We start from the raw sequence: 19,890 nt of genomic DNA on the forward strand, positions 1-19,890 counted from the left end.
TGTCACATGAATGGCTTAACGAGACTCACAACTTTTATCGCCGTCGTTGCAGCCGCGATTTTAGCTTTGGTGTCATTCGGATTTGCCGTTGGAAGTTTGCTTCTGTCTGAGGCATTGGTCTGGGCGATTTCAGCAGTCAGCCTGTGGCCCGCATTTGCACTTAAAGTTGCCAGATAGGCGATTGGATCACTAGAAAGCACGGCCAGAAACATCTGTTCTGCGGGCAAAACGCATCTGTGCCACGTGCTTTTTGGGTTAACAAAGTTCACTAATTTTGACCTGTCGCAAACTTAGGACCAACTTTTGCATGGCAGCCTCATTCCAAGGAGGATCTGCTATGAAGAGTAAGTCAAGTTGGTCAACTTTCGTCGCATTCGTTTCCTTGGTGGTCCTGGCGGTCACTTCTTTTGGATTCGCCGCAGGCTACCTGTTGATGAAAGAAGCACTGGTCTGGACGTTTTCAGCCGTCTGCCTTTGGCCCGTATTTGCGCTGAAACTGCCCAAGTAGCCGCAGGAGGCAAACTATCTTTGCGAGCGAATCAAACGAGGCTTGCTCTGGGGGCTGCGCTCGGATTTAGTGCATGTCAGGACGATCGGTGGGGGCAAGCCATGCAAAACATGGGGGAAATCGGCCCAAACACCCGCAAATTCGTTCTGAAGTAACGAGAATATGTTTAACGGTTGGCCAGATACTTCTATAGTCCAAAGACAGATTAGAATTGGTTAGAACCAATCGCCTGGGGAGACAGATACACATGATCCGATCGGAACTGATTCAAAAGATCGCCGATGAGAACCCGCACCTCTACCAGCGTGATGTCGAAAGAATCGTAAATACGATTTTCGAAGAAATCATCGAAGCCATGGCGCGTGGAGATCGTGTTGAACTGCGCGGCTTTGGCGCGTTTTCTGTCAAGCAACGGGATGCGAGGGTAGGACGAAACCCGCGCACCGGCGAGTCCGTCGAAGTCGAAGAAAAGCACGTGCCTTTCTTCAAGACCGGGAAGCTGCTGCGCGATCGACTGAACGGAAAGTAATCGATGCGCTACATTCGTTATGCCTTTCTGGCCGCTCTGGCCATTCTTTTGGTGTCTGTTGCTCTGGCCAACCGCCAGGAGGTGACACTCACACTGTTGCCGTCAGGTCTGTCGAACCTGCTGCAACTTCAGCACAGTCTGACCCTGCCTTTGTTCGTCGTGATCTTCGGCGGCATCGTCTTTGGCCTTCTGCTTGGCTTCGTCTGGGAATATCTGCGCGAATACAAGCACCGTGCCGCAGCATCGCGCAATCAGGGCGAAGTCAAAAAGCTGGAGCGTGAACTGCGCCGCGTCAAAGGCCAGCGCGACGAAGGCAAGGACGAAGTGCTTGCCCTGCTGGATGAGGCCCGCTGAGGCCGATGCAGCCCCGCATTCGTGTGAAAATCTGCGGGATCACCCGCCCCGAAGACATGACCGCCGTGGCAGATGCTGGGGCGGTTTATGCCGGTCTGGTGTTCTTTCCCAAGTCCCCGCGCAATGTGTCGATCGATCAGGCGCGGGCCTTGGCGGTTGAGGCCCCTATCGGGCTGGCCAAGGTGGCGCTGACGGTAGATGCCGATGACGCCTTGCTTGAGGCGATCACTGACGCCGTGCCGCTGGATATGTTGCAGCTTCACGGCTCTGAAAGCCCGGAACGCGTGGCCGAGATCAAGGCGCGCTATGGTTTGCCGGTGATGAAGGCCATCGGGATCGCGGACGCTGAAGATCTGGACAAAATCGACATCTATTCAGACGTGGCCGATCAATTACTGATCGACGCCAAGCCGCCAACCAAATCCAACCTGCCCGGCGGCAACGGGATTTCCTTCGACTGGCGACTGTTGTCGGGCCGCAAATACTGGACCCGGCCTTGGATGCTGGCAGGCGGGCTGACGCCTGACAACGTGGCCGAGGCGGTTGCCCTGACCGGGGCGCGGCAGGTCGATCTATCCTCGGGCGTGGAATCTGCGCCGGGGATCAAGGACGCGACTTTAATTCAGAAATTTATGCAAAACCTCCGGTAGGGCGGGATAGGAGCGCAATGGTTTGGACGTCCATCGGTGGTGTGAAGGTCAAATCATTGCGGCATCTGCCCCGGTTCTTTCTACGGGCGTTTCAGGCGCGCAAGGCGGCGCTGGCCACCGAAGGCTGCGTTTCGGTGGATCTGTTCCGCGAGGGCCGGTTGTTCTTTGCCGTTTCGGTTTGGTCTGATCCGGCGGTGATGAAGCGGTATGCCACAACCGACGTGCATGCGCGGTTCATGCGACAAGATGCCGATCTGTTCCTTTCGGCCAACAACACCATCATCACAGGCGACACCGCACCAACCAGAGGCGAGGCCGTGGCGCATTGGAAGGCCAAGTGGGGATGACCGCCTGCTTTACCGTGCCTCTTGGTTGCGCTAAGGGAAGGCATCGCGCAGGGAGCATCTGATGAACGATCTATTCAACAGCTTTATGAAAGGCCCCGATGAAAAGGGCCGTTTTGGTGATTTTGGTGGGCGTTTCGTGTCCGAAACCTTGATGCCGTTGATCCTTGAGCTGGAAGAGCAATACGAACACGCAAAGACCGATGAGACCTTCTGGGCCGAAATGGACTTTCTGTGGAAGCATTATGTGGGCCGTCCGTCGCCGCTGTATTTTGCCGAGCGTCTGACCGACCATCTGGGCGGCGCCAAGGTCTACATGAAGCGCGATGAGCTGAACCACACCGGCGCGCATAAGATCAACAACGTGCTGGGCCAAATCATTCTGGCGCGTCGCATGGGCAAGACCCGGATCATCGCGGAAACCGGGGCAGGGCAGCACGGCGTGGCCACCGCCACCGTTTGCGCCAAGTTCGGTCTGCAATGCGTGGTCTATATGGGTGCGCATGACGTCGAACGTCAGGCCCCCAACGTGTTCCGCATGAAGCTTCTGGGCGCCGAAGTGGTGCCCGTGACCTCGGGTCGTGGCACGCTGAAAGACGCGATGAACGACGCGCTGCGCGACTGGGTGACCAACGTGCGCGATACGTTCTACTGCATTGGCACAGTGGCTGGCCCGCACCCGTACCCTGCGATGGTTCGCGATTTCCAGCAGATCATCGGCAAAGAGGCCAAGGCCCAGATGCAAGAGGCCGAGGGCCGTCTGCCCGATACGATCATCGCGGCCATTGGCGGCGGGTCCAACGCGATGGGACTGTTCTATCCGTTCCTTGACGACAAATCCGTGCGCATCATCGGTGTTGAGGCCGGCGGCAAAGGTGTGGATGAGAAGATGGAGCATTGCGCCTCGCTGACGGGTGGCCGTCCGGGTGTTCTGCATGGCAACCGCACCTATCTGCTGCAAGATGATGATGGCCAGATCCTCGAAGGCCATTCGATTTCGGCGGGTCTTGATTATCCGGGCATCGGGCCAGAACATTCCTGGCTGCACGACATTGGCCGCGCGGAATATGTCTCGATCACAGATAAGGAGGCGCTGGAGGCGTTCCAGCTGTGCTGCAAGACCGAAGGCATCATCCCCGCGCTGGAACCCAGCCACGCATTGGGCCATGTGATGAAGATCGCGCCGGAATTGCCGAAAGATCACATCATCTGCATGAACATGTGTGGCCGTGGTGACAAAGACATCTTTACCGTCGCGCGTCATCTTGGGGTGGATATGGGCGGCTTGGTCTAAACCGTCGTTCTATCGCGAAATTCGAAGGCCCGGCCATTTGGTCGGGCTTTTTCTTTTGTTTCAATCGCTTGAGCGGCCATAAACCCAAGTTTAGCGGCCTTTGCCCTCAGTTTATCGACAGATCCCACCGCAGCAGGCATCCAGATGGCGAGGGTCGGGATCACAACGGTCCGACTCTGTAACCGTACCCCATCTTCGGTTGTTTCATAAGTTAGAGGAGGACTGTCCCCATGAAACCTGCCCTGTTGATTTCGACCCTCGCTGCCCTGTCGCTCGGAGGTGTGGCGCAAGCCGAGACCCTCACAGACGATGTCATCGCTGACCTGCAAGCGCAGGGCTACACCTATATCGAAGTGCGCACCCGTCGCGGCACCGTAAAGTTCGAAGCGCTACGCGGCACTGAAAAGACCGAACTGGTCTATGATGAAGTCAGCGGAGAGCTGATCTCGTCCGAGACGGAGGCTGCTGATGCCGACGATCTGCGTGACGCGGCAGAGGCACAAAGTGCCGTTGTTGAACGCGGCGCGCACAATGGCCGCCATCGCCATGACGACGATGATGCCGAGGATGACAGCAGCGATGATAGCGCCGATGACAGTTCGTCTGACGACAGCAGTTCAGATGATAGCTCCGACGATAGCTCGTCTGATGACAGCGTCGACGATGACGATGACGATGATGATGATCACCGGGGCCGCGGTCACGGCGAGCGTGATGATGATCGTGGCGGCCGTCACGGCCACTGATCCGGCCTCGTACTGGTGAAGGTTTGACCGATTTGCTATGGTCGGAAGGCGTGCACGGCTTGGTCTTGCACGCCGTTTCCTCATTTGGGTGACAGAATGCTACGACGTTTGATCTGGACAGCAATATGCCTGCTGCTTGCCACCGGCGGGGCGGCTTTGGCCAAAGATGTGCAAGCCGAATGGATCAAACAGCTTCGCCGCCAAGGGTTTACCCATATTGAGGTTGAACGCACGTGGCTGGGCCGCCTGCGGATTGAGGCCAGCAAACCGGGCCAAACGCGCGAAGTGGTGGTGAACCCGCGTTCGGGCGAAGTGCTGCGCGACTACTTGGACGACGATGATGACGATGAGCACGATGATCGCCGTTTGGACGATGATCGCAGCGGGTCTTCGTCATCGGGCCGTGGGTCTGACAGTTCAGGCCGGGATCGCGATAGATCGGATGACGACAAGCCAGACGATGATAGGTCCGGCAGTGACCGTTCTGACGATGACAAAGCGGAAGACGACAAAGACGACCGCGATGATCGGGACGATCGCGATGACTAGGGCCCAAGATCATCGGAGCGCGGCATGAAACTCCGCCTGACATTCGCCGCCCTATTGGTGTTTCAGATCCTATGTGCGCTGGTGTTTGTCTGGCGCACTTTGTCATCCTTCATTGGCACCCCGGCCGCCCCGATCCCGTGGCATGTGTCGGAACTGATCGAGATTGGCGCGGCAATCGGGCTGGTGCTGGGCGCGGTCGTGTCGGGCATCCTGCTGCGCCGGTCTCTGCGGCGTCAGGCAGCGGCGGAACAGTCGCTGAAACTGGCCTCGGGCGCGTTCATGGACGTGCTGAACCAACATTTCGACGCTTGGTCGCTGACCCCCGCGGAACGCGATGTTGCCCTGTTTGCCATCAAGGGCCTGTCTACCGCAGATATCGCGACCTTGCGCAAAACATCCGAAGGCACGGTCAAAGCGCAGACCAACGCAATCTATCGCAAAGCCGGCGTGACGGGCCGCCCGCAACTGCTCAGCCTGTTCATAGATGAATTGATTGAGGGCCGCCCCTTGCGGGATGCGCTACAAGACGTGGCCTAGGCCTTATACTGTTCCAAGATGCGCAGCGGCACGATGTCCAGCGCCCGGCGATGCGTCGCCTCCAGATGCACCTGCGGCGCGCAGCCTTCATCATGGGCCTGCAAGAACCGCGCGGCACATAGGCACCAGCTGTCACCCGGCTTCAGCCCGGCAAAGCCGAACTCAGGGCGCGGGGTGCTCAGATCATTGCCGACATATTTGGAATAGGCCAGAAACTCGGCCGTCATCACCGCACAGACCGTATGGCTGCCGCTGTCCTGCGTGCAGGTGTTGCAGTGCCCATCGCGGAAATAGCCCGTCAATGGCTTGGTCGAGCAGGGGGCCAAAGCCCCGCCCAGAACATTGATCGAAGCCTCTGGTGTCATGGTTCCTCATCCTGCGGCTTTGGCGACTGACCTCAGCATGACATGTTTTCCAAGGCCGCGCTATGGTGGCTCATTTGAACCTATCGACCAGCTTTTGCATCGGGCTGCGGGTGTCCTCTGCGGCGGGTGCCTCCTCAGGGGCCGCTTTGGCGGGCTTTGCCGCCGGGGCCTTTCCGCCAGACGATCGCGGCGGTTTCACCCGCAGGGCGACCGCGTTCATGAACCGGGCCGCATCGCCATCGGCCAGCGCCGCCGCACCATCGGACACACCGCGCAGCACATCATCCAGCCACGCCTCATCGGCCTTGGCGAAATCATGCAGCACATAGGCCGCCACCAGTTCCTTGCGCCCCGGATGACCGATCCCCATGCGCACGCGGTCATAGGCTTCGCCGATATGCGCATGGATCGACCTCAACCCATTGTGCCCGGCATGACCGCCGCCCGATTTCACCTTGAGCCGTCCCGGCGCCAGATCCAGCTCATCATGGAAGACAACCACATCGGCGGGCGTCAGCTTGTAGAACCGCATCGTTTCTCCAACGGATTGGCCAGACAGGTTCATAAAGGTTTCGGGCTTCAGCAACAGTGCCTTGTCACCGCCCAGACGGCCTTCAGCGATCTGCCCCTGAAACTTGGATTTCCACGGCCCGAACCCATGATCCAAAGCGATCTGATCCAGCGCCATGAACCCGATATTGTGCCGGTTTCGCGCATATTTGCCGCCGGGATTTCCAAGTCCTACCAGAAGTTTCATGTGCCTCTCCGCCTGATTGCGCCCCTGATACGCGGCAATCGGCTGCCCCGCAACGAAAACGGCCCCGCCCAAAGGGCGAGGCCGTCAATTCCGTCAAAGGTGCAAAGATTACTCTTCGCCGCCTTCTGCTTCTTCCGCTTCGTCTTCGTCATCCGACGACCCCAGACCCGCCGGGGCCGAGATGTTGGCGATCACGAAGTTACGGTCGATGGCAGGCTTTGCACCGGCCGGCAGCGTCACATCATTGATGTGCACGATGTCGCCAATGGCCAGACCGGCCAGATCAACGGTGATCTTTTCGGGGATATCAGCCGCGGTCACTTCCAGTTCGACTTCCGGGCGCACAACGGTCAGCATGCCGCCGCGCTTGATGCCGGGGGCTTCTTCCTCGTTGAGGAACTCAACCGGGATGTACAGCTTCACGCGCGTGGTGCGGCGCAGGCGCATCAGGTCGAAGTGGATCGGCAGGTCTTTCACGACGTCACGCTGAACATCGCGGCAGATCACGCGCACGTCCTCATGCCCTTCAACCTGCAGGTTGAACAGGGTCGACTTAAAGCGGCCTTGCTTCAGGCGCTTCAGCAGAACGTTGAACGGGATCTCGATTGCGAGCGGTTCTTTGTCGCCACCGAAAACCACACCAGGAACCATGCTCGAACGACGAGCAGCGCGAGCGGCGCCCTTGCCTGTCCCCGCGCGTTCCTGGCATACAAGATCAGGAATCTCACCAGCCATTTTATCTCTCCATAATAGCTTCGGGGTGCCTCCAAGGCTGCCACCCCGCATGAAGTTCGCGCGGTAAAGCAGAATCCCCCTCGGTGCAAGCAACAATGCGCGATTTCCCCTCTAGACCACCGCAATTGTCATTTTCTGACCCGAAATATCCCGGGGAGGGCGCGCGCAGCGCGTCCGGGGCAGCGCCCCAAACAGGTTCGGGCGCACCGCAAGGTGCGCCCGAAGATATCCTGTGCGCGTCAGCGCACGATCAGATCACGCTTAAACCCAATCGCCGTGGAAGTCCTTGGGGATCAGCAACATGTCGCGGTCCAAGCTCTCGATATTGGTCCGTCCACACAGCGCCATGCTCTTGTCCAGCTCGGTGTGGATCACGCGCAGCGCATGGCTGACGCCTTCCTGGCCCATCGCGCCAAGGCCATAGATAAATGCGCGGCCAATAAAGGTGCCCTTGGCCCCCATCGCCACCGCTTTCAGCACATCCTGACCCGACCGAATGCCGCTATCCAGATGCACCTCGATATCGCTGCCCACGGCGTCCAAGATCTTCGGCAGCATGCGGATCGAACTGAGCGAGCCATCAAGCTGGCGTCCGCCGTGGTTCGACACGACAATCGCGTCCGCCCCCAGCTTCACCGCCATCTTGGCGTCTTCCACATCGTTGATCCCTTTCAGGATCACCGGACCGTCCCATTGCTCCATCAGCTTGGCGACCTTGTCCCAGTCGAGCGTCAGGTCAAACTGTTCGGCGGTCCAGGCGCCCAGATCCGACAAGTCGGAAACACCCTTTACATGGCCGACGATATTGCCGAAGTGGCGGCGTTTTGCCCCGGCCATCCCCATGCACCAACGCCATTTGGTCGACAGGTCCATAATCACCGGCAGCGTCGGCTTGGGCGGGGCGGACAGGCCGTTCTTCAGGTCCATATGGCGCTGACCCAGCAATTGCAGGTCCAGCGTGATCACCAGCGCCGAACATTTGGCATCCTTCGCGCGCTGGATCAGTCGTGAGGTGAAGTCCGTATCGCGCATGGTGTAAAGCTGAAACCAGAACGGCTTGGTTGTCGCTTCGGCCACGTCTTCGATCGAGTTGATCGACATGGTCGACAGCGTAAAGGGCACGCCAAAAGCTTCTGCCGCGCGGGCGGCTTTGATTTCACCATCGGCGCATTGCATCCCGGTGGATCCAACCGGGGCCAGAGCCACCGGCATCGCCACATCCTGACCCACCATCTGGGTCTTGGTCGACCGGCCCGACATATCGACGGCCACACGCTGGCGCAGATAGATCTTTTCAAAGTCCGAGGTGTTCTCGCGGAAGGTCTGTTCCGTCCAGCTACCGCTTTCACAGTAGTCATAGAACATCTTGGGCGCGCGACGTTTATAAATGCGTTTGAGGTCTTCAATGTTGGTAATGACGGCCATGGGCACAATCCCTCGCTTTTGGTTAGGTTTGCTTACCAATGTTGCGGGTTTTGTGCAATGCCGAGGGCACCGCCGAGGCGGCGGAAAGTGATTAATGTCGCGGCTCGCAGGCGAAATTCCGGCAACTGACGGGAAGTATGGCTCAGATCACACCGCATTTGTGGCAGCAGGGGCTTTCTGCCTGTGGATACTTTCCATGCTGCACCTGCGGTGTTAGCGTCTGCGCCAAGTTGGGTGCCGGCCCAGTTCCGGTAATTCGGTACGACCGTCAATTCTGTGAAAGGACTTTCAATGACGAACTCACTTCGAAAACGTGTAAATGGGATGATCCTATGATACTCGTAGGTGCAGCGGCCAGCCTTGCCGCAGGGGCGATGACCGGCGTCGGCGCTCTGCCTGTCTTGTTGGGCAAAACCGTGTCCCGGCGCACGAATGACACGATGCTGGGCTTTGCCGCGGGCGTCATGATCTCGGCCTCGTTCTTTTCGCTGATCCTGCCGGGCATCGACTATGGTGAAACGATCTACGGCGGCACAGTGGCAGCGGCGCTGTTGGCTGGGTTCGGCATTGCGCTCGGGGCCGGGGCCGTTGCGTGGATGAACGCCAATATCCCGCATGAACATTTCATCACCGGGCCTGAAGGCGCGGATCCCGGTGCCTTGTCGAAGCTATGGCTGTTCATTCTGGCGATCACGATCCACAACTTCCCCGAAGGAATGGCCGTTGGCATTGGCTTTGGCGGCGGTGACGTGGCGAACGGCATGTCATTGGCCACCGGGATTGGGCTGCAAAACGCCCCCGAAGGCCTTGCCGTGGCACTTGCGCTGCGAGGGCAGGGGTTTAGCAAAGGCAAGTCCGTTGGCATTGCGCTGATGACCGGGCTGGTCGAACCCATCGGTGGGTTGATTGGCGTGGCTGCTGTGACAGTGTCGTCCTACGTCCTGCCGGTTGGCCTGACCTTCGCAGCCGGCGCGATGCTCTATATCATCAGCCATGAGATTATCCCCGAGACGCACCGCCACGGCCATCAGAACCGTGCCACCACCGGCTTGTTGATCGGCTTGATCCTGATGATGCTTCTGGACGTGATTTTCGCCTGAATTTGGTATGATACGAAACTAAAAGGCCCGCCGGATTGGCGGGCCTTTCGCATTTGAATTTCAGGTGCTTAGGCGTCCCAGGCGGTGTCTTCGCCGTGCAGCCCGCCGATGCGTTTGCGGGTGGGCAGGCCGATGCGGTCCAGGATGCTGAAGAACGGTTTGGGGTCCAGCTCTTCGACGTTTTTCATCGTCTTCGCGTCCCATTCGCCCGATGCAACAAGCATGGCCGCAGCCACGGGCGGCACGCCCGCGGTGTAGGAGATGCCTTGGCTGCCGACCTCTTCATAGGCTTCTTTGTGATCGGCGACGTTATAGACAAAGACCTCGATCTCTTTGCCGTCTTTCACGCCCTTCACCAGATCGCCGATGCAGGTTTTGCCGGTGTAGTTTGGGGCCAGCGAGGCCGGGTCGGGCAGGCAGGCCTTGACCACTTTCAGCGGCACCACTTCCAGGCCTTCGGCGGTGGTCACGGGCTGTTCGGACAGCAGGCCGATGTTTTTCAGCACGGTGAACACGTTGATATAGTGATCGCCAAAGCCCATCCAAAACCGCACGTCCGCTTGCGGGTAGTTCGTCGCCAGAGAGTGCACCTCGTCATGGCCCGATTGATAAGCCTGCGACGGGCCAACCACCGGCAGATCCCAGACATGGCCCGAGGCAAACATGGTCGTTTCCTTCCACTGCTGGTCTTCCCAATAGTAGACGACGCCGGTGAATTCGCGAAAGTTGATCTCGGGGTCGAAATTGGTGGCGAAATACTTGCCGTGATTGCCCGCGTTGATATCAACGATGTCGATGGATTTGACCTCATCCATCATGTCGATGGCAAAGCGGGCATAGGCATTCACCACACCCGGATCAAAGCCCGCGCCCAAGATCGCGGTCACGCCTTTTTCGGCGCAAAGGTCGCGCTTTTTCCATTCGTAGTTGGCGTACCACGGCGGGGTTTCGCAGATCTTGTCGGGCTCTTCATGGATGGCGGTGTCGATATAGGCGGCACCGGTTTCGATACAGCCGTCCAGCACATGCATGTTCACGAAGGCCGTGCCGACGTTGATCACGATCTCAGCGCCGGTTTTGCGGATCAGATCGGCCACATCGGCGGATTTGGTCGCATCCAGCGCATGGGCTGCAAGAACGCCCTCCTGTTTCATCGCGCCCTTTTTGCGGACCGACTCAAGGATAGCTTCGCATTTCGAAACCGTCCGGCTGGCGATATGAATTTCGCCAAGCACATCGTTGTTCTGCGCACATTTATGCGCCACGACCTGAGCGACGCCGCCAGCGCCGATGATGAGTACGTTCTTTTTCAACTCAAGAGACCTCCTAGGGTGGTTGCCCATTTTGATGCCCGAAGGCGACAAATTCACGACAAGGCTGCCGTGAAATCCTCGTAGGTGAAATCCCGGACCAGACGTTCGGTGCCGTCCATGTCGCGGATGGCGATGGCGGGCATTTTAACGCCGTTGAACCAGTTTTTCTTGACCATTGTATAGCCCGCCGCGTCCTGAATGGACAGACGGTCGCCCGCCTTCAGCGGGGCAGGGAAGCGAAATTCGCCAAAGATATCGCCTGCAAGGCAGGATTTGCCGCAAACCATCCATTCGTGATCGCCCGATTGGTCCATCTTGGCGCTTTCGCGGTAGATCAGCAGATCCAGCATATGCGCTTCGATGCTGCTATCGACGATGGCCAGGTTCTTGCCGTTGTGCAGCGTGTCCAGAACGGTGACTTCCAGCGTGGTCGATTTGGTGATCGCGGCTTCGCCCGGCTCCAGATAGACCTGCACTTCGTTTTCACCGGCAAACCGCTTTAGGCGTTCGGCCAGCTTGTCCAGCGGATAACCTTCGCCGGTGAAATGGATGCCGCCGCCAAGGCTGATCCAACTCATGCGCTTGATCAGACTGCCAAAGCGGGATTCGATCTGGGTCAGCATGGCGTCGAACCGGTCGAAATCGGCGTTTTCGCAGTTGTTGTGGAACATAAAGCCCGAAATCAGATCGGCCACCGGCTCAATCGCCTCGGGGGTGTGTTCGCCTAGGCGCGAAAAGGGGCGGGCCGGGTCGGCCAGATCGAACCCGCTGGTGGATACGCCGGGGTTCACGCGTAGGCCGCGCACGTGGCTGGCGCTTTGCGCCTCGAACCGCTGAAGCTGTGCAGCCGTGTTGAAGATGATCTTGTCCGAGTTGGCGATCACCTCCTCAATTTCATGATCCGACCACGCCACCGAATAGGCATGGGTTTCGCCCGGAAACTTGTCGCGGCCCAGCTTGACCTCAAACAGCGAGGAGGAGGTCGTGCCGTCCATATACTCGCTCATCATGTCGAACACCGACCACGTCGCAAAGCACTTGAGCGCCAGCAGCGCCTTGGCGCCCGAGTTTTCGCGCAGCCAAGCGATCTTTTCCATGTTGGGCAGAAGGCGCGACTTGTCGATCAGGTAGTAGGGCGTCTGGATCATCTCAATTCCCCTGCATTCAAAGGAAGGGCTGCATAGGGGGGTGCACTTAGGGCCTTTGGCCGCATCAGGCAAGAACAAGAGTGTTCTTCCCCCGGTTGTAGGCTAGGTCACAGGCATTGGTTTGCGAAGGAATTACCAGATGATGCAAAAGATTTCTGGCGGATTGGCCGCATTTACAGCGCTTGTTCACATTGCCGTTGGAACGATGGATGTGATGCTGCCCACTTTGCGCTCGGACCTGCCGCCCGATGTGGTGGGCACGTTGCACGCTTGTTGGCATTTCGTGTCGGTGTTCCTGCTGGCCTCGGCCTTTGTATTCTGGCGAGGCGGAGAGGCCGCAAAGGCGTTCGGCTGGCTCTGGCTGGCTTTCGCAGGCGTGTTTGTCGTCGCCGCCCTGTGGCAGAGCGGCGTTTCGGGGCTGATGGTGTTGCCGCAGTGGGTTCTTTTGGGGCCGACCGGAGCGCTGGCCCTGTGGGCCAGCCGCAGGGGCGCGTAATCAGGCGCGGTGCGCGCCGTCGGCCAGTGATTTGACGAAGGCCAGAACCTCGGACACCGGCTTGCCCGAGGCGAGCTCGGCCACGATGGCCGACCCAACAACACAGCCGTCGGCCACGCTGGCGATGTTTTGCGCGATCTCAGGCGTTCTCACGCCAAAGCCGACGATCACGGGCAGTTCGGTTTTTGCTTTGATCCGGGCCACTTCGGGGGCGACGTCGGTGGCTTGGGCCTGCGCCGCGCCGGTGATGCCAGTGATCGAGACGTAGTACACAAATCCCGAAGTGTTTTGCAGAACCTTCGGCAGGCGCTTGTCATCGGTCGTAGGGGTCGCCAGGCGGATGAAGTTCAGGCCAGCCTTTTGTGCCGGGATGCACAGCTCGTCGTCTTCTTCGGGGGGCAGGTCCACGATGATGAGCCCGTCAATGCCCGCCTCTTTGGCCTGCTCAAGAAACAGATCGACGCCGCGCGAATAGATCGGGTTGTAATAGCCCATCATCACGATCGGCGTGGTGTTGTCGCCCTTGCGGAATTCACGTGCCATTTCCAACGTGCGGTCCAGCGTCATGCCGGCTTCCAGCGCGCGCTGACCGGCCAGCTGAATCGCGGGGCCATCTGCCATCGGATCGGTGAAGGGCAGGCCCAGTTCGATCACATCCACACCCGCACCCGGAAGACCCTTGACCACCTCAAGCGAGGTGTCGAAATCGGGATCGCCCGCCATGACATAGGCCACGAAGGCTTTTTTGCCTTGGGCTTTCAGATCAGCGAATTTGGCGTCGATACGGGTCATAGCTGGCACTCCCTTGGGTTTGGTCAAGGAAGTGCCCGATCACGTCGCCAAGAGCAAGCCCTAGGCTTGCGCAGAAATGATCCAATGGGTGCCGAATTTGTCGCGCAGCATCGCAAATGACGGCGAAAAGAACGTGGGACCAAAGGGGAAGATGATATCGCTGCCCTCTTCCAGCCGGTCGAACCAACGCTTTGCCGTCTCGCCATCGGGGGCGACCTGCATCACAGACACGGCCTTTTGTGGATCGCCTTCGGTGCCGGGGGCGAAATCGCTGGCCATCAATACGCCGTCGCCGATGGTCATCTGCGCATGCATGATCCGGTCGTCCGAGCCTTCGCGCGCATCGCCTCCGGGCATCTGGCTATAGGGCAGCATTTGCAGGTCGGTGCCATCAAAGACCGAGGCGTAATAGGTCATCGCCTCGGTGCATTGCCCGCGAAAGTGAAGGTACGGGTGCGTGGCCATCAGGCTTGCTCCTGCGGATCGGCGGCGATCATCCAGCGCACACCGTATTTGTCAGAACAGGCACCAAAGGCTGGGGCCCAGAAGGTCGGGCCAATTGGCATGCGCACTTCACCGCCCTCGGAAATCGCGGCAAAGGCTTTGTGCGCCTCGTCCACGGTCGGGAAAGACACATGCACATTACAGCCCGCCATGCCTGCGGTATCTTCACCAAAGCTGTCGCTGCCATAAATCCAGCCGCTGCCGACCTGAAGCCCGACATGCATCACCGCGTGATCTGGCACACCTTTCATATAGGCGCGCGATTCCTCGGGCATGTCCTTGGCGGTCATAAATTCCGGGGCAGGGGCGCCAAATACATCAGCGTAGAACCGGAACGCCTCCCCACAGGTGCCATTAAAGAAAATGTACGGAATCGGTTGCATCTAATGTCTCCCATCGCGCGATTCCGTCGCAGCCTATCACAGGAGCCTGTTGCAGCAGCCACAAGTTCTGCCTAGAAGGCGCGGGTGATCTGAGAAAAAGGTGCATCATGGGCTTTAAGATGGGTATTGTCGGTCTGCCGAACGTGGGCAAATCGACCCTGTTCAACGCGCTGACGAAAACCGCCGCTGCGCAGGCTGCCAACTTTCCGTTCTGTACCATTGAACCGAACGTCGGTGACGTGGCCGTGCCTGATGAACGCCTTGATAAACTGGCCGCGATTGCCGGGTCCAAGCAGATCATCCCGACGCGCATGACCTTTGTCGATATCGCGGGTCTTGTGAAAGGCGCCTCCAAAGGCGAAGGGCTGGGCAACCAGTTTCTGGCCAACATCCGCGAGGTCGACGCGATTGCCCATGTGCTGCGCTGTTTCGAAGATGGCGACGTGACCCACGTCGAAGGCCGCGTGAACCCGGTCGAAGATGCCGACACGATTGAAACAGAACTGATGCTGGCCGATTTGGAAAGCATCGATAAGCGCCTACAGAACATCGTGCGCAAGGTCCGTGGCGGCGACAAAGAAGCCGTGCAGCAGCAGCGCCTGATGGAAGCCGCCAAAGCCGCGTTGGAATCCGGCCAGCCTGCGCGCACTGTTCAGGTTGATGCCGAAGACGCCAAAGCCTGGAAGATGCTGCAACTGCTGACCACCAAGCCGGTTCTCTATGTCTGCAACGTCTCGGAAGAAGAGGCCGCGAATGGCAACGCCCATTCCGATGCCGTGGCCAAAATGGCCGCCGAGCAGGGCAACAGCCATGTCATCATCTCGGCCCGCATCGAGGAAGAGATCAGCCAGCTTGACGCCGAAGAGGCCGAAATGTTTCTTGGCGAAATGGGTCTTGAGGAGGCCGGCCTCGACCGTCTGATCCGCGCGGGTTACGAATTGCTGAAGCTGGAAACCTATTTCACCGTCGGCCCGAAAGAGGCCCGCGCCTGGACCATCCGCAAAGGTACCGGCGCCCCGCAGGCCGCTGGCGTAATCCACGGCGATTTCGAACGCGGCTTCATCCGCGCCGAAACCATCGCCTACAATGATTACGTCACCCTGAACGGTGAACAAGGCGCAAAAGAAGCCGGCAAAATGCGCGCCGAGGGCAAGGGCTATATCGTGCAAGACGGCGACGTGATGCACTTCTTGTTCAATACGTGACCTGCGAGCTGTCGTAAAACGGTTACGCAACTGTCATGTTATGGCCGTGTGCCGATGGCAGACAAACAGTAAGCAAGAATGGCGAGTCTGCGCGGCGATTAGATCCCGCGTACTGAGCAGAAACCAAAGGCTCGCAGCTCTTCCGGCGATGGGTGCGCGGAGCGCGCGCGCCCGGCCTGTTTGGCCAACTGAAATCTAACACCAAAACCCAAATAGAAATGATTGGAGACGCAATGCACGTTCTTCTTTCTCTTTCGCCTTGGCTGCTCGCTTTGGCAATGTGTCTGGTGTTCGTCCTCGTATTGGTCGGCGTTTTGATCGGCGGTACGGTTACGGTGCCAGGAGGTGGTTTTCAGACTTCGGGTTTGGCACCACTGCTGCGCGAATGGCGACGGTTGACGCTGTCGAAAACACGCCGCCAGAAGCGTTAAGTCACAGAGCCCGACGGCACATAGTTTGATGTCGTCGGGCCAACCTAACATAGGCAAGATTTTTTTCGCTATTGCTCTTGTTCCTGCTGGCTCAAGTGGATAGACCGGTCGACGGAGACGTGGCCGAGTGGTCGAAGGCGCTCCCCTGCTAAGGGAGTAGGCGGGAAACCGTCTCGAGGGTTCGAATCCCTTCGTCTCCGCCATTTCACGGCACATTGGATGACAAATAGCGCGCCCAGGCATCGGGTGCGGGGCCTGTGCTGTGGTGCGGGGTTGTTGTTGAGCGGGGTGCGGGCAGGAGCCTGTTCGCGTCTTTGCGTTTCTCACGAAGATACGGTTGCCTAGGCGGTTTCGCTGCCTTTGGTGATTGATTTGGGCTACTTTGCCTGCTGTCAGACCTGCCCTCAGTTTCGCTCCATTTGAACGTGCAGTCTGAAGGGTTTGGGTCGCCAAGTTTATCAGGCGTTTTCACGGCATGTTGCGGCCAGTGTCTGTATGTCGTTTTAAAACAAATGCTTACGATGCCATATTGGGCAAAGTGCGGTCGGCACCCGGTATGAGGTGCCGAGCGCTTTGAAGTTACAGGATGAACGTGCTGTCTGTCACGTTGGCCAGGGACAGCGACTTGATCACGATCGAGTCATTCGTGTCGTCACTGCCCAGGTCGATTTCCAGGCACCAGCCGCGGTCCGTGATCGCGCTGGCAAGGTCTGACTGGTCAAAGCCAAAGGCGGACAAGTCAATCATGTCAATGCCGGCTTCGAAGTCGTGGATCATGTCACGGCCGCAACCCTGTTCGAAGACGAAGGTATCGGCCGATCCGTCTTTGGACCATTCGCCGCCCCAGAGCTGGTCTGCGCCTGCGCCACCAGAGATCGTATCGCTGCCTTTGCCGCCGACGATTTTATCGACACCGTCGCCACCGGACAGGCTGTCGTTGTCGGCCCCACCCTGAAGGAAGTCATCGCCTGCGCCGCCTTCCAGCACATCGGCTTCGGTACCGCCGTCTAGGGTGTCATTGCCATCACCGCCCAACAAGGTGTCAGCGCCAACGCCGCCGAACAGCTTGTCATTGCCTTCGCCACCGCTCAGCAGGTCGTTGCCCTGTGCGCCATGCAGTTCATCATTGCCTGCATCGCCATACAGCTGATCGTTGTCTTCGCCGCCGCGCAGCGCGTCATTGCCGTCGCCGCCGAACATGACGTCTTCGCCAAGGCCACCGTTGATGGTGTCATTGCCGTTGCCGCCCGAGGCATAGTCGTTGCCGTCTTCGAGGTTGATGACGTCATTGTCATCGCCGCCTGAAGCCACGTCATCGCCGCGCCCTGCGTTGATGGTGTCCTTGCCCGCGCCGCCCGACAGAAGGTCGTTGCCGCGACCGCCAAGCAATACATCGTCGCCCGATCCGCCATCAATCACATCGTCGCTTTCGTCAAACACGATGCCTTGGCCATCCGTGGACAGTTTGGAGGGGTCATAGACCCATTTTCCGCCGACCATGCGCCATTCTGCACCTGCGCCGCCGCCTGCCAGCAGGTCGTTGCCCTGCATGCCTTCCAGCGTGTCTGCGCCAAGGTTGCCCGACAGACGATCATCGCCAGCCGCGGTGGCCATGTAGGACGCCGTATTGATGTACATGCCCGTAGTGGCCGGCTGCAGCGTGGTTGCGAAGTGTTCCTTCAGCACTTCGATGCTGGCGGCATCAACGGAAACAGTGAACACGGCGTCGTCATAGTCTTTGTCACCACCTTGCCACAGATCTTCAAAGCCGATCTGGAACGAGCCATTGTCGTTCTGTTTGTAGCCAAGGGTGTGCGTGAGGCCATCGGCGTTCAGCTTGGTGCGGTCGCCGAATGCGGCGGTGTGATAGATCTGACCATTGAGCAGGGTCACCTTGCCGTTGTCAGCGGTGTGGACCAAGCGGCTGCCGGTCGAGTTGATGGTCGCAGGTTTCCCTTTTGCATCGACAAAGCTGTACGTGCCTTCGGTCAGGGTCGAAAAGTTGTTTTGGCCAAAGCCGTTGGCAATCAGGAAGAAGCCGACCTTGTCGCCAGCCTGTACTTGGTATTCAAAGGACGACACACCGCCGACCAGATCGCCACCGGATCCTTTGAGAGACGCGTTTTCCCACATCACTTCGGTCTGGGTGAAATTGCCTGCGGCGTCGACTTTGTAAACGCCGATCGTGTTGCGGAAGCCTGCCTCTTCAAAGTCGAAGGTAACTTTCATCGCACCGGTTTGCGCGATCGTTAGCAGATCGGTCTGAAACACGATGTCGTCAGACGCGTCACCGATCAGGTGGTCTTGTCCATTTGAACCGGAAACAGTGTCACTGCCGGCGCCTGCATAGATCAGGTCATTGCCAGAAGTGCCAGAGATCTTGTCGTCATTTGCGGTCGCAGTGGTCGTGGTGGTCGTGGTGTCGAAGGTGACAAAGGTAGATGGGCAGTAATTCCTAAGGGGGGTGGCGGGATGCCACAGAATCCACCTATGTGCCTTTGAAATTTTCGGACTTCTATCTTAAGAACGGCCAATTCGCGAATTCGATATGTGTGTAAATTGGTGAAATCCGTTTTGGCCATCGAAAAGCGATTTCTGGCCATGTTTCGGGTTGATATTTGAGGGTGGTGCGAAGTTGTCGGAAATGGTTTGGAATTGATAAAAAGGGGAAAAGTGGCAAAGTTTCCCCAGGGGGGCGGGTGAAGGATGTAGATTAAATCGTTTATTATCAGAAGTTTGACGATTTTAATCGTGCCGTGGCTACCAGTGCCGTTTGGTTTGGGTGACATGATGTGGGAAATGGTTCAGCGCGAATTGATTCACTTTGAGTCATTAAAAGTCTCATGGCATTCTTCGTGAATGGAAAGTTGGATTGATTGGTTGGGGAAGGATTCTGGCGCTAACGTGAAAACTGTTGTTTCCAGAAATCTGTTAATCGCGTCTTGGATCGCTCTGATCGCCGTCTTAGTGTTAGCGCTTCCATTGGCTGTTTATTGATGTTTTTCGTTTTTTCGCCTGCGTAACTATGCTATTTCAACTTTTGGCTGAAATTACGCTTGAATCTCAGCGCAATCCCCGTTTCACCGATCATTGGTTCCAATAGTGATCTGATCGCCCCCTACGGTGAAAACGTGCCGTAAGACCCACAAGGATTCGCTTGCCCCAAACACGTTCAAGCCTTGCGGTTGCTAGCGCCAGCCCCAGCTTTGCGCCAGTTCCAAGCATTCCGCCACCGTTCCGACCGATGTGTATGTCTCGGCTGCGCGGAGGCAGGCGGCGGCGGCGGCGTGACCCAGTTTTAGACAATTCGCGCCGGTCCAGCCTTCGTGCAGGCCATAGTGAAACCCGGCGGCAAAGGCGTCGCCTGCGCCGTTGGCCCCTTTGCGCGCGCTGTCTGGCACAGCGACCGATGGCTGAAACAATGCGCCGCCGTCGCGGGTGACCATGCAGGCCCCTTGGGTGAAATGCACTGTAACAAGGTCCATGCTGCCTTGATCCAGCACGGTTTTGGCAGCGCGCATGACGGCGTCTCGGTCCGTGGTTCCGTCTTGGACTGTGGCCACGCCCGCCAAAGCGCCGATCTCATGGTCGTTGACCACTAGGGTCAGGACCCATTGATTTCCGTCTAGCGGCGTGATTCACGGTTCGAAAAACGAGCGGTGAACATGTCTGATCTTTTCTGGTTGAGCGATGCGCAGATGGCGCGTTTGAAGCCCTATTTTCCA

At 58.3% G+C, this 19,890-nt stretch carries 25 protein-coding genes, 1 tRNA gene and 1 pseudogene; 14 read left to right on the forward strand and 13 right to left on the reverse strand.

The annotated features are described in order from the left end of the window. Positions 1-2 precede the first annotated feature (2 nt). Positions 3-212 carry a hypothetical protein gene (locus PRI8871_RS19445; RefSeq protein ID WP_146188692.1) on the reverse strand — a complete coding sequence of 70 codons (210 nt, stop codon included), beginning with the start codon at positions 210-212 and terminating at the stop codon, positions 3-5. 125 nt (positions 213-337) lie between these two features. Between PRI8871_RS19445 and PRI8871_RS19650 the strand changes: the two genes are divergently transcribed. From PRI8871_RS19650 to PRI8871_RS14405, 9 genes are all read left to right on the forward strand, one after another. Beyond that, positions 338-508: a hypothetical protein gene (locus PRI8871_RS19650; RefSeq protein ID WP_181389476.1), complete on the forward strand. Its 171-nt coding sequence runs from the start codon at positions 338-340 to the stop codon at positions 506-508. A gap of 247 nt (positions 509-755) precedes the next feature. Next, the gene (gene ihfB / locus PRI8871_RS14370; protein WP_108886928.1) at positions 756-1,037 is read left to right on the forward strand and encodes an integration host factor subunit beta; all 282 of its coding nucleotides are present in this window, start codon (positions 756-758) and stop codon (positions 1,035-1,037) included. 3 nt (positions 1,038-1,040) lie between these two features. Then, complete coding sequence (locus PRI8871_RS14375; protein ID WP_108886929.1) at positions 1,041-1,391, forward strand: lipopolysaccharide assembly protein LapA domain-containing protein; 351 nt, start codon at positions 1,041-1,043, stop codon at positions 1,389-1,391. Between the two features lie 5 nt (positions 1,392-1,396). Beyond that, positions 1,397-2,041, forward strand: coding sequence for a phosphoribosylanthranilate isomerase (locus PRI8871_RS14380; RefSeq protein ID WP_108886930.1), 645 nt, complete (start codon positions 1,397-1,399; stop codon positions 2,039-2,041). A gap of 17 nt (positions 2,042-2,058) precedes the next feature. Beyond that, positions 2,059-2,388 carry an antibiotic biosynthesis monooxygenase gene (locus tag PRI8871_RS14385; RefSeq protein ID WP_108886931.1) on the forward strand — a complete coding sequence of 110 codons (330 nt, stop codon included), beginning with the start codon at positions 2,059-2,061 and terminating at the stop codon, positions 2,386-2,388. Between the two features lie 58 nt (positions 2,389-2,446). Next, positions 2,447-3,679, forward strand: a complete 1,233-nt coding sequence (gene trpB / locus PRI8871_RS14390) for a tryptophan synthase subunit beta (protein ID WP_108886932.1) — start codon at positions 2,447-2,449, stop codon at positions 3,677-3,679. A gap of 230 nt (positions 3,680-3,909) precedes the next feature. Beyond that, complete coding sequence (locus PRI8871_RS14395; RefSeq protein ID WP_108886933.1) at positions 3,910-4,425, forward strand: PepSY domain-containing protein; 516 nt, start codon at positions 3,910-3,912, stop codon at positions 4,423-4,425. A gap of 96 nt (positions 4,426-4,521) precedes the next feature. Continuing rightward, positions 4,522-4,974 (forward strand): hypothetical protein, encoded by a 453-nt coding sequence (locus PRI8871_RS19655; protein ID WP_181389477.1) that lies wholly within the window; start codon positions 4,522-4,524, stop codon positions 4,972-4,974. 24 nt (positions 4,975-4,998) lie between these two features. Next, positions 4,999-5,511 carry a helix-turn-helix transcriptional regulator gene (locus PRI8871_RS14405; RefSeq protein ID WP_108886935.1) on the forward strand — a complete coding sequence of 171 codons (513 nt, stop codon included), beginning with the start codon at positions 4,999-5,001 and terminating at the stop codon, positions 5,509-5,511. Here PRI8871_RS14405 and PRI8871_RS14410 read toward each other — a convergent pair. The 4 genes from PRI8871_RS14410 to PRI8871_RS14425 form a co-directional block, all read right to left on the reverse strand. After that, positions 5,508-5,876, reverse strand: a complete 369-nt coding sequence (locus PRI8871_RS14410; protein WP_108886936.1) for a DUF2237 family protein — start codon at positions 5,874-5,876, stop codon at positions 5,508-5,510. The genes PRI8871_RS14405 and PRI8871_RS14410 overlap by 4 nt on opposite strands. Positions 5,877-5,946: 70 nt before the next feature. Further along, on the reverse strand, positions 5,947-6,633 hold the full coding sequence (gene pth, locus PRI8871_RS14415; protein WP_108886937.1) for an aminoacyl-tRNA hydrolase: 687 nt from the start codon (positions 6,631-6,633) through the stop codon (positions 5,947-5,949). 108 nt (positions 6,634-6,741) lie between these two features. Continuing rightward, positions 6,742-7,368: a 50S ribosomal protein L25/general stress protein Ctc gene (locus PRI8871_RS14420; RefSeq protein ID WP_108886938.1), complete on the reverse strand. Its 627-nt coding sequence runs from the start codon at positions 7,366-7,368 to the stop codon at positions 6,742-6,744. Between the two features lie 261 nt (positions 7,369-7,629). Next, the gene (locus PRI8871_RS14425) at positions 7,630-8,793 is read right to left on the reverse strand and encodes an alpha-hydroxy acid oxidase (RefSeq protein ID WP_108886939.1); all 1,164 of its coding nucleotides are present in this window, start codon (positions 8,791-8,793) and stop codon (positions 7,630-7,632) included. A 332-nt stretch (positions 8,794-9,125) separates the two neighbouring features. Here PRI8871_RS14425 and PRI8871_RS14430 point away from each other — a divergent pair, with 332 nt between their 5' ends. Then, on the forward strand, positions 9,126-9,893 hold the full coding sequence (locus PRI8871_RS14430) for a ZIP family metal transporter (RefSeq protein ID WP_108886940.1): 768 nt from the start codon (positions 9,126-9,128) through the stop codon (positions 9,891-9,893). Positions 9,894-9,961: 68 nt separating this feature from the next. On the opposite strand, the gene PRI8871_RS14435 is transcribed toward PRI8871_RS14430, so the two are convergent. After that, positions 9,962-11,206, reverse strand: coding sequence for a saccharopine dehydrogenase family protein (locus PRI8871_RS14435; protein WP_108886941.1), 1,245 nt, complete (start codon positions 11,204-11,206; stop codon positions 9,962-9,964). A gap of 53 nt (positions 11,207-11,259) precedes the next feature. Continuing rightward, a complete protein-coding gene (locus tag PRI8871_RS14440; protein ID WP_108886961.1) occupies positions 11,260-12,351 on the reverse strand; it encodes a carboxynorspermidine decarboxylase in 1,092 nt (363 codons plus the stop codon). Between the two features lie 142 nt (positions 12,352-12,493). Between PRI8871_RS14440 and PRI8871_RS14445 the strand changes: the two genes are divergently transcribed. Continuing rightward, positions 12,494-12,850 (forward strand): hypothetical protein, encoded by a 357-nt coding sequence (locus tag PRI8871_RS14445; protein WP_108886942.1) that lies wholly within the window; start codon positions 12,494-12,496, stop codon positions 12,848-12,850. On the opposite strand, the gene trpA is transcribed toward PRI8871_RS14445, so the two are convergent. From trpA to PRI8871_RS14460, 3 genes are read right to left on the reverse strand one after another with little or no spacing between them, the layout of a single operon-like run. Beyond that, entirely contained in the window at positions 12,851-13,642 is a 792-nt protein-coding gene (gene trpA / locus PRI8871_RS14450) for a tryptophan synthase subunit alpha (RefSeq protein ID WP_108886943.1), read from the reverse strand. It lies immediately after the preceding gene. 60 nt (positions 13,643-13,702) lie between these two features. Then, positions 13,703-14,107: a VOC family protein gene (locus tag PRI8871_RS14455; protein ID WP_108886944.1), complete on the reverse strand. Its 405-nt coding sequence runs from the start codon at positions 14,105-14,107 to the stop codon at positions 13,703-13,705. Next, positions 14,107-14,529 (reverse strand): VOC family protein, encoded by a 423-nt coding sequence (locus tag PRI8871_RS14460; RefSeq protein ID WP_108886945.1) that lies wholly within the window; start codon positions 14,527-14,529, stop codon positions 14,107-14,109. Before PRI8871_RS14460 ends, PRI8871_RS14455 begins: the two co-directional genes overlap by 1 nt. Positions 14,530-14,636: 107 nt before the next feature. Between PRI8871_RS14460 and ychF the strand changes: the two genes are divergently transcribed. From ychF to PRI8871_RS14470, 3 genes are all read left to right on the forward strand, one after another. Further along, positions 14,637-15,734 carry a redox-regulated ATPase YchF gene (gene ychF, locus PRI8871_RS14465; protein ID WP_108886946.1) on the forward strand — a complete coding sequence of 366 codons (1,098 nt, stop codon included), beginning with the start codon at positions 14,637-14,639 and terminating at the stop codon, positions 15,732-15,734. A gap of 233 nt (positions 15,735-15,967) precedes the next feature. Further along, a complete protein-coding gene (locus tag PRI8871_RS19455) occupies positions 15,968-16,165 on the forward strand; it encodes a hypothetical protein (protein WP_146188693.1) in 198 nt (65 codons plus the stop codon). A gap of 113 nt (positions 16,166-16,278) precedes the next feature. Continuing rightward, positions 16,279-16,368 (forward strand) — tRNA-Ser (locus PRI8871_RS14470). 376 nt (positions 16,369-16,744) lie between these two features. Here PRI8871_RS14470 and PRI8871_RS14475 read toward each other — a convergent pair. The 3 genes and pseudogenes from PRI8871_RS14475 to PRI8871_RS14485 form a co-directional block, all read right to left on the reverse strand. Further along, positions 16,745-18,436, reverse strand: coding sequence for a DUF4114 domain-containing protein (locus PRI8871_RS14475; RefSeq protein WP_108886947.1), 1,692 nt, complete (start codon positions 18,434-18,436; stop codon positions 16,745-16,747). A gap of 3 nt (positions 18,437-18,439) precedes the next feature. Next, positions 18,440-18,670: pseudogene (locus tag PRI8871_RS20230) on the reverse strand (hypothetical protein); the annotation flags it as partial. Between the two features lie 683 nt (positions 18,671-19,353). Further along, entirely contained in the window at positions 19,354-19,764 is a 411-nt protein-coding gene (locus PRI8871_RS14485) for a PfkB family carbohydrate kinase (RefSeq protein ID WP_181389479.1), read from the reverse strand. Positions 19,765-19,890 lie beyond the last annotated feature (126 nt).

This window comes from Pseudoprimorskyibacter insulae, from assembly GCF_900302505.1.
Lineage (GTDB): Bacteria > Pseudomonadota > Alphaproteobacteria > Rhodobacterales > Rhodobacteraceae > Pseudoprimorskyibacter > Pseudoprimorskyibacter insulae.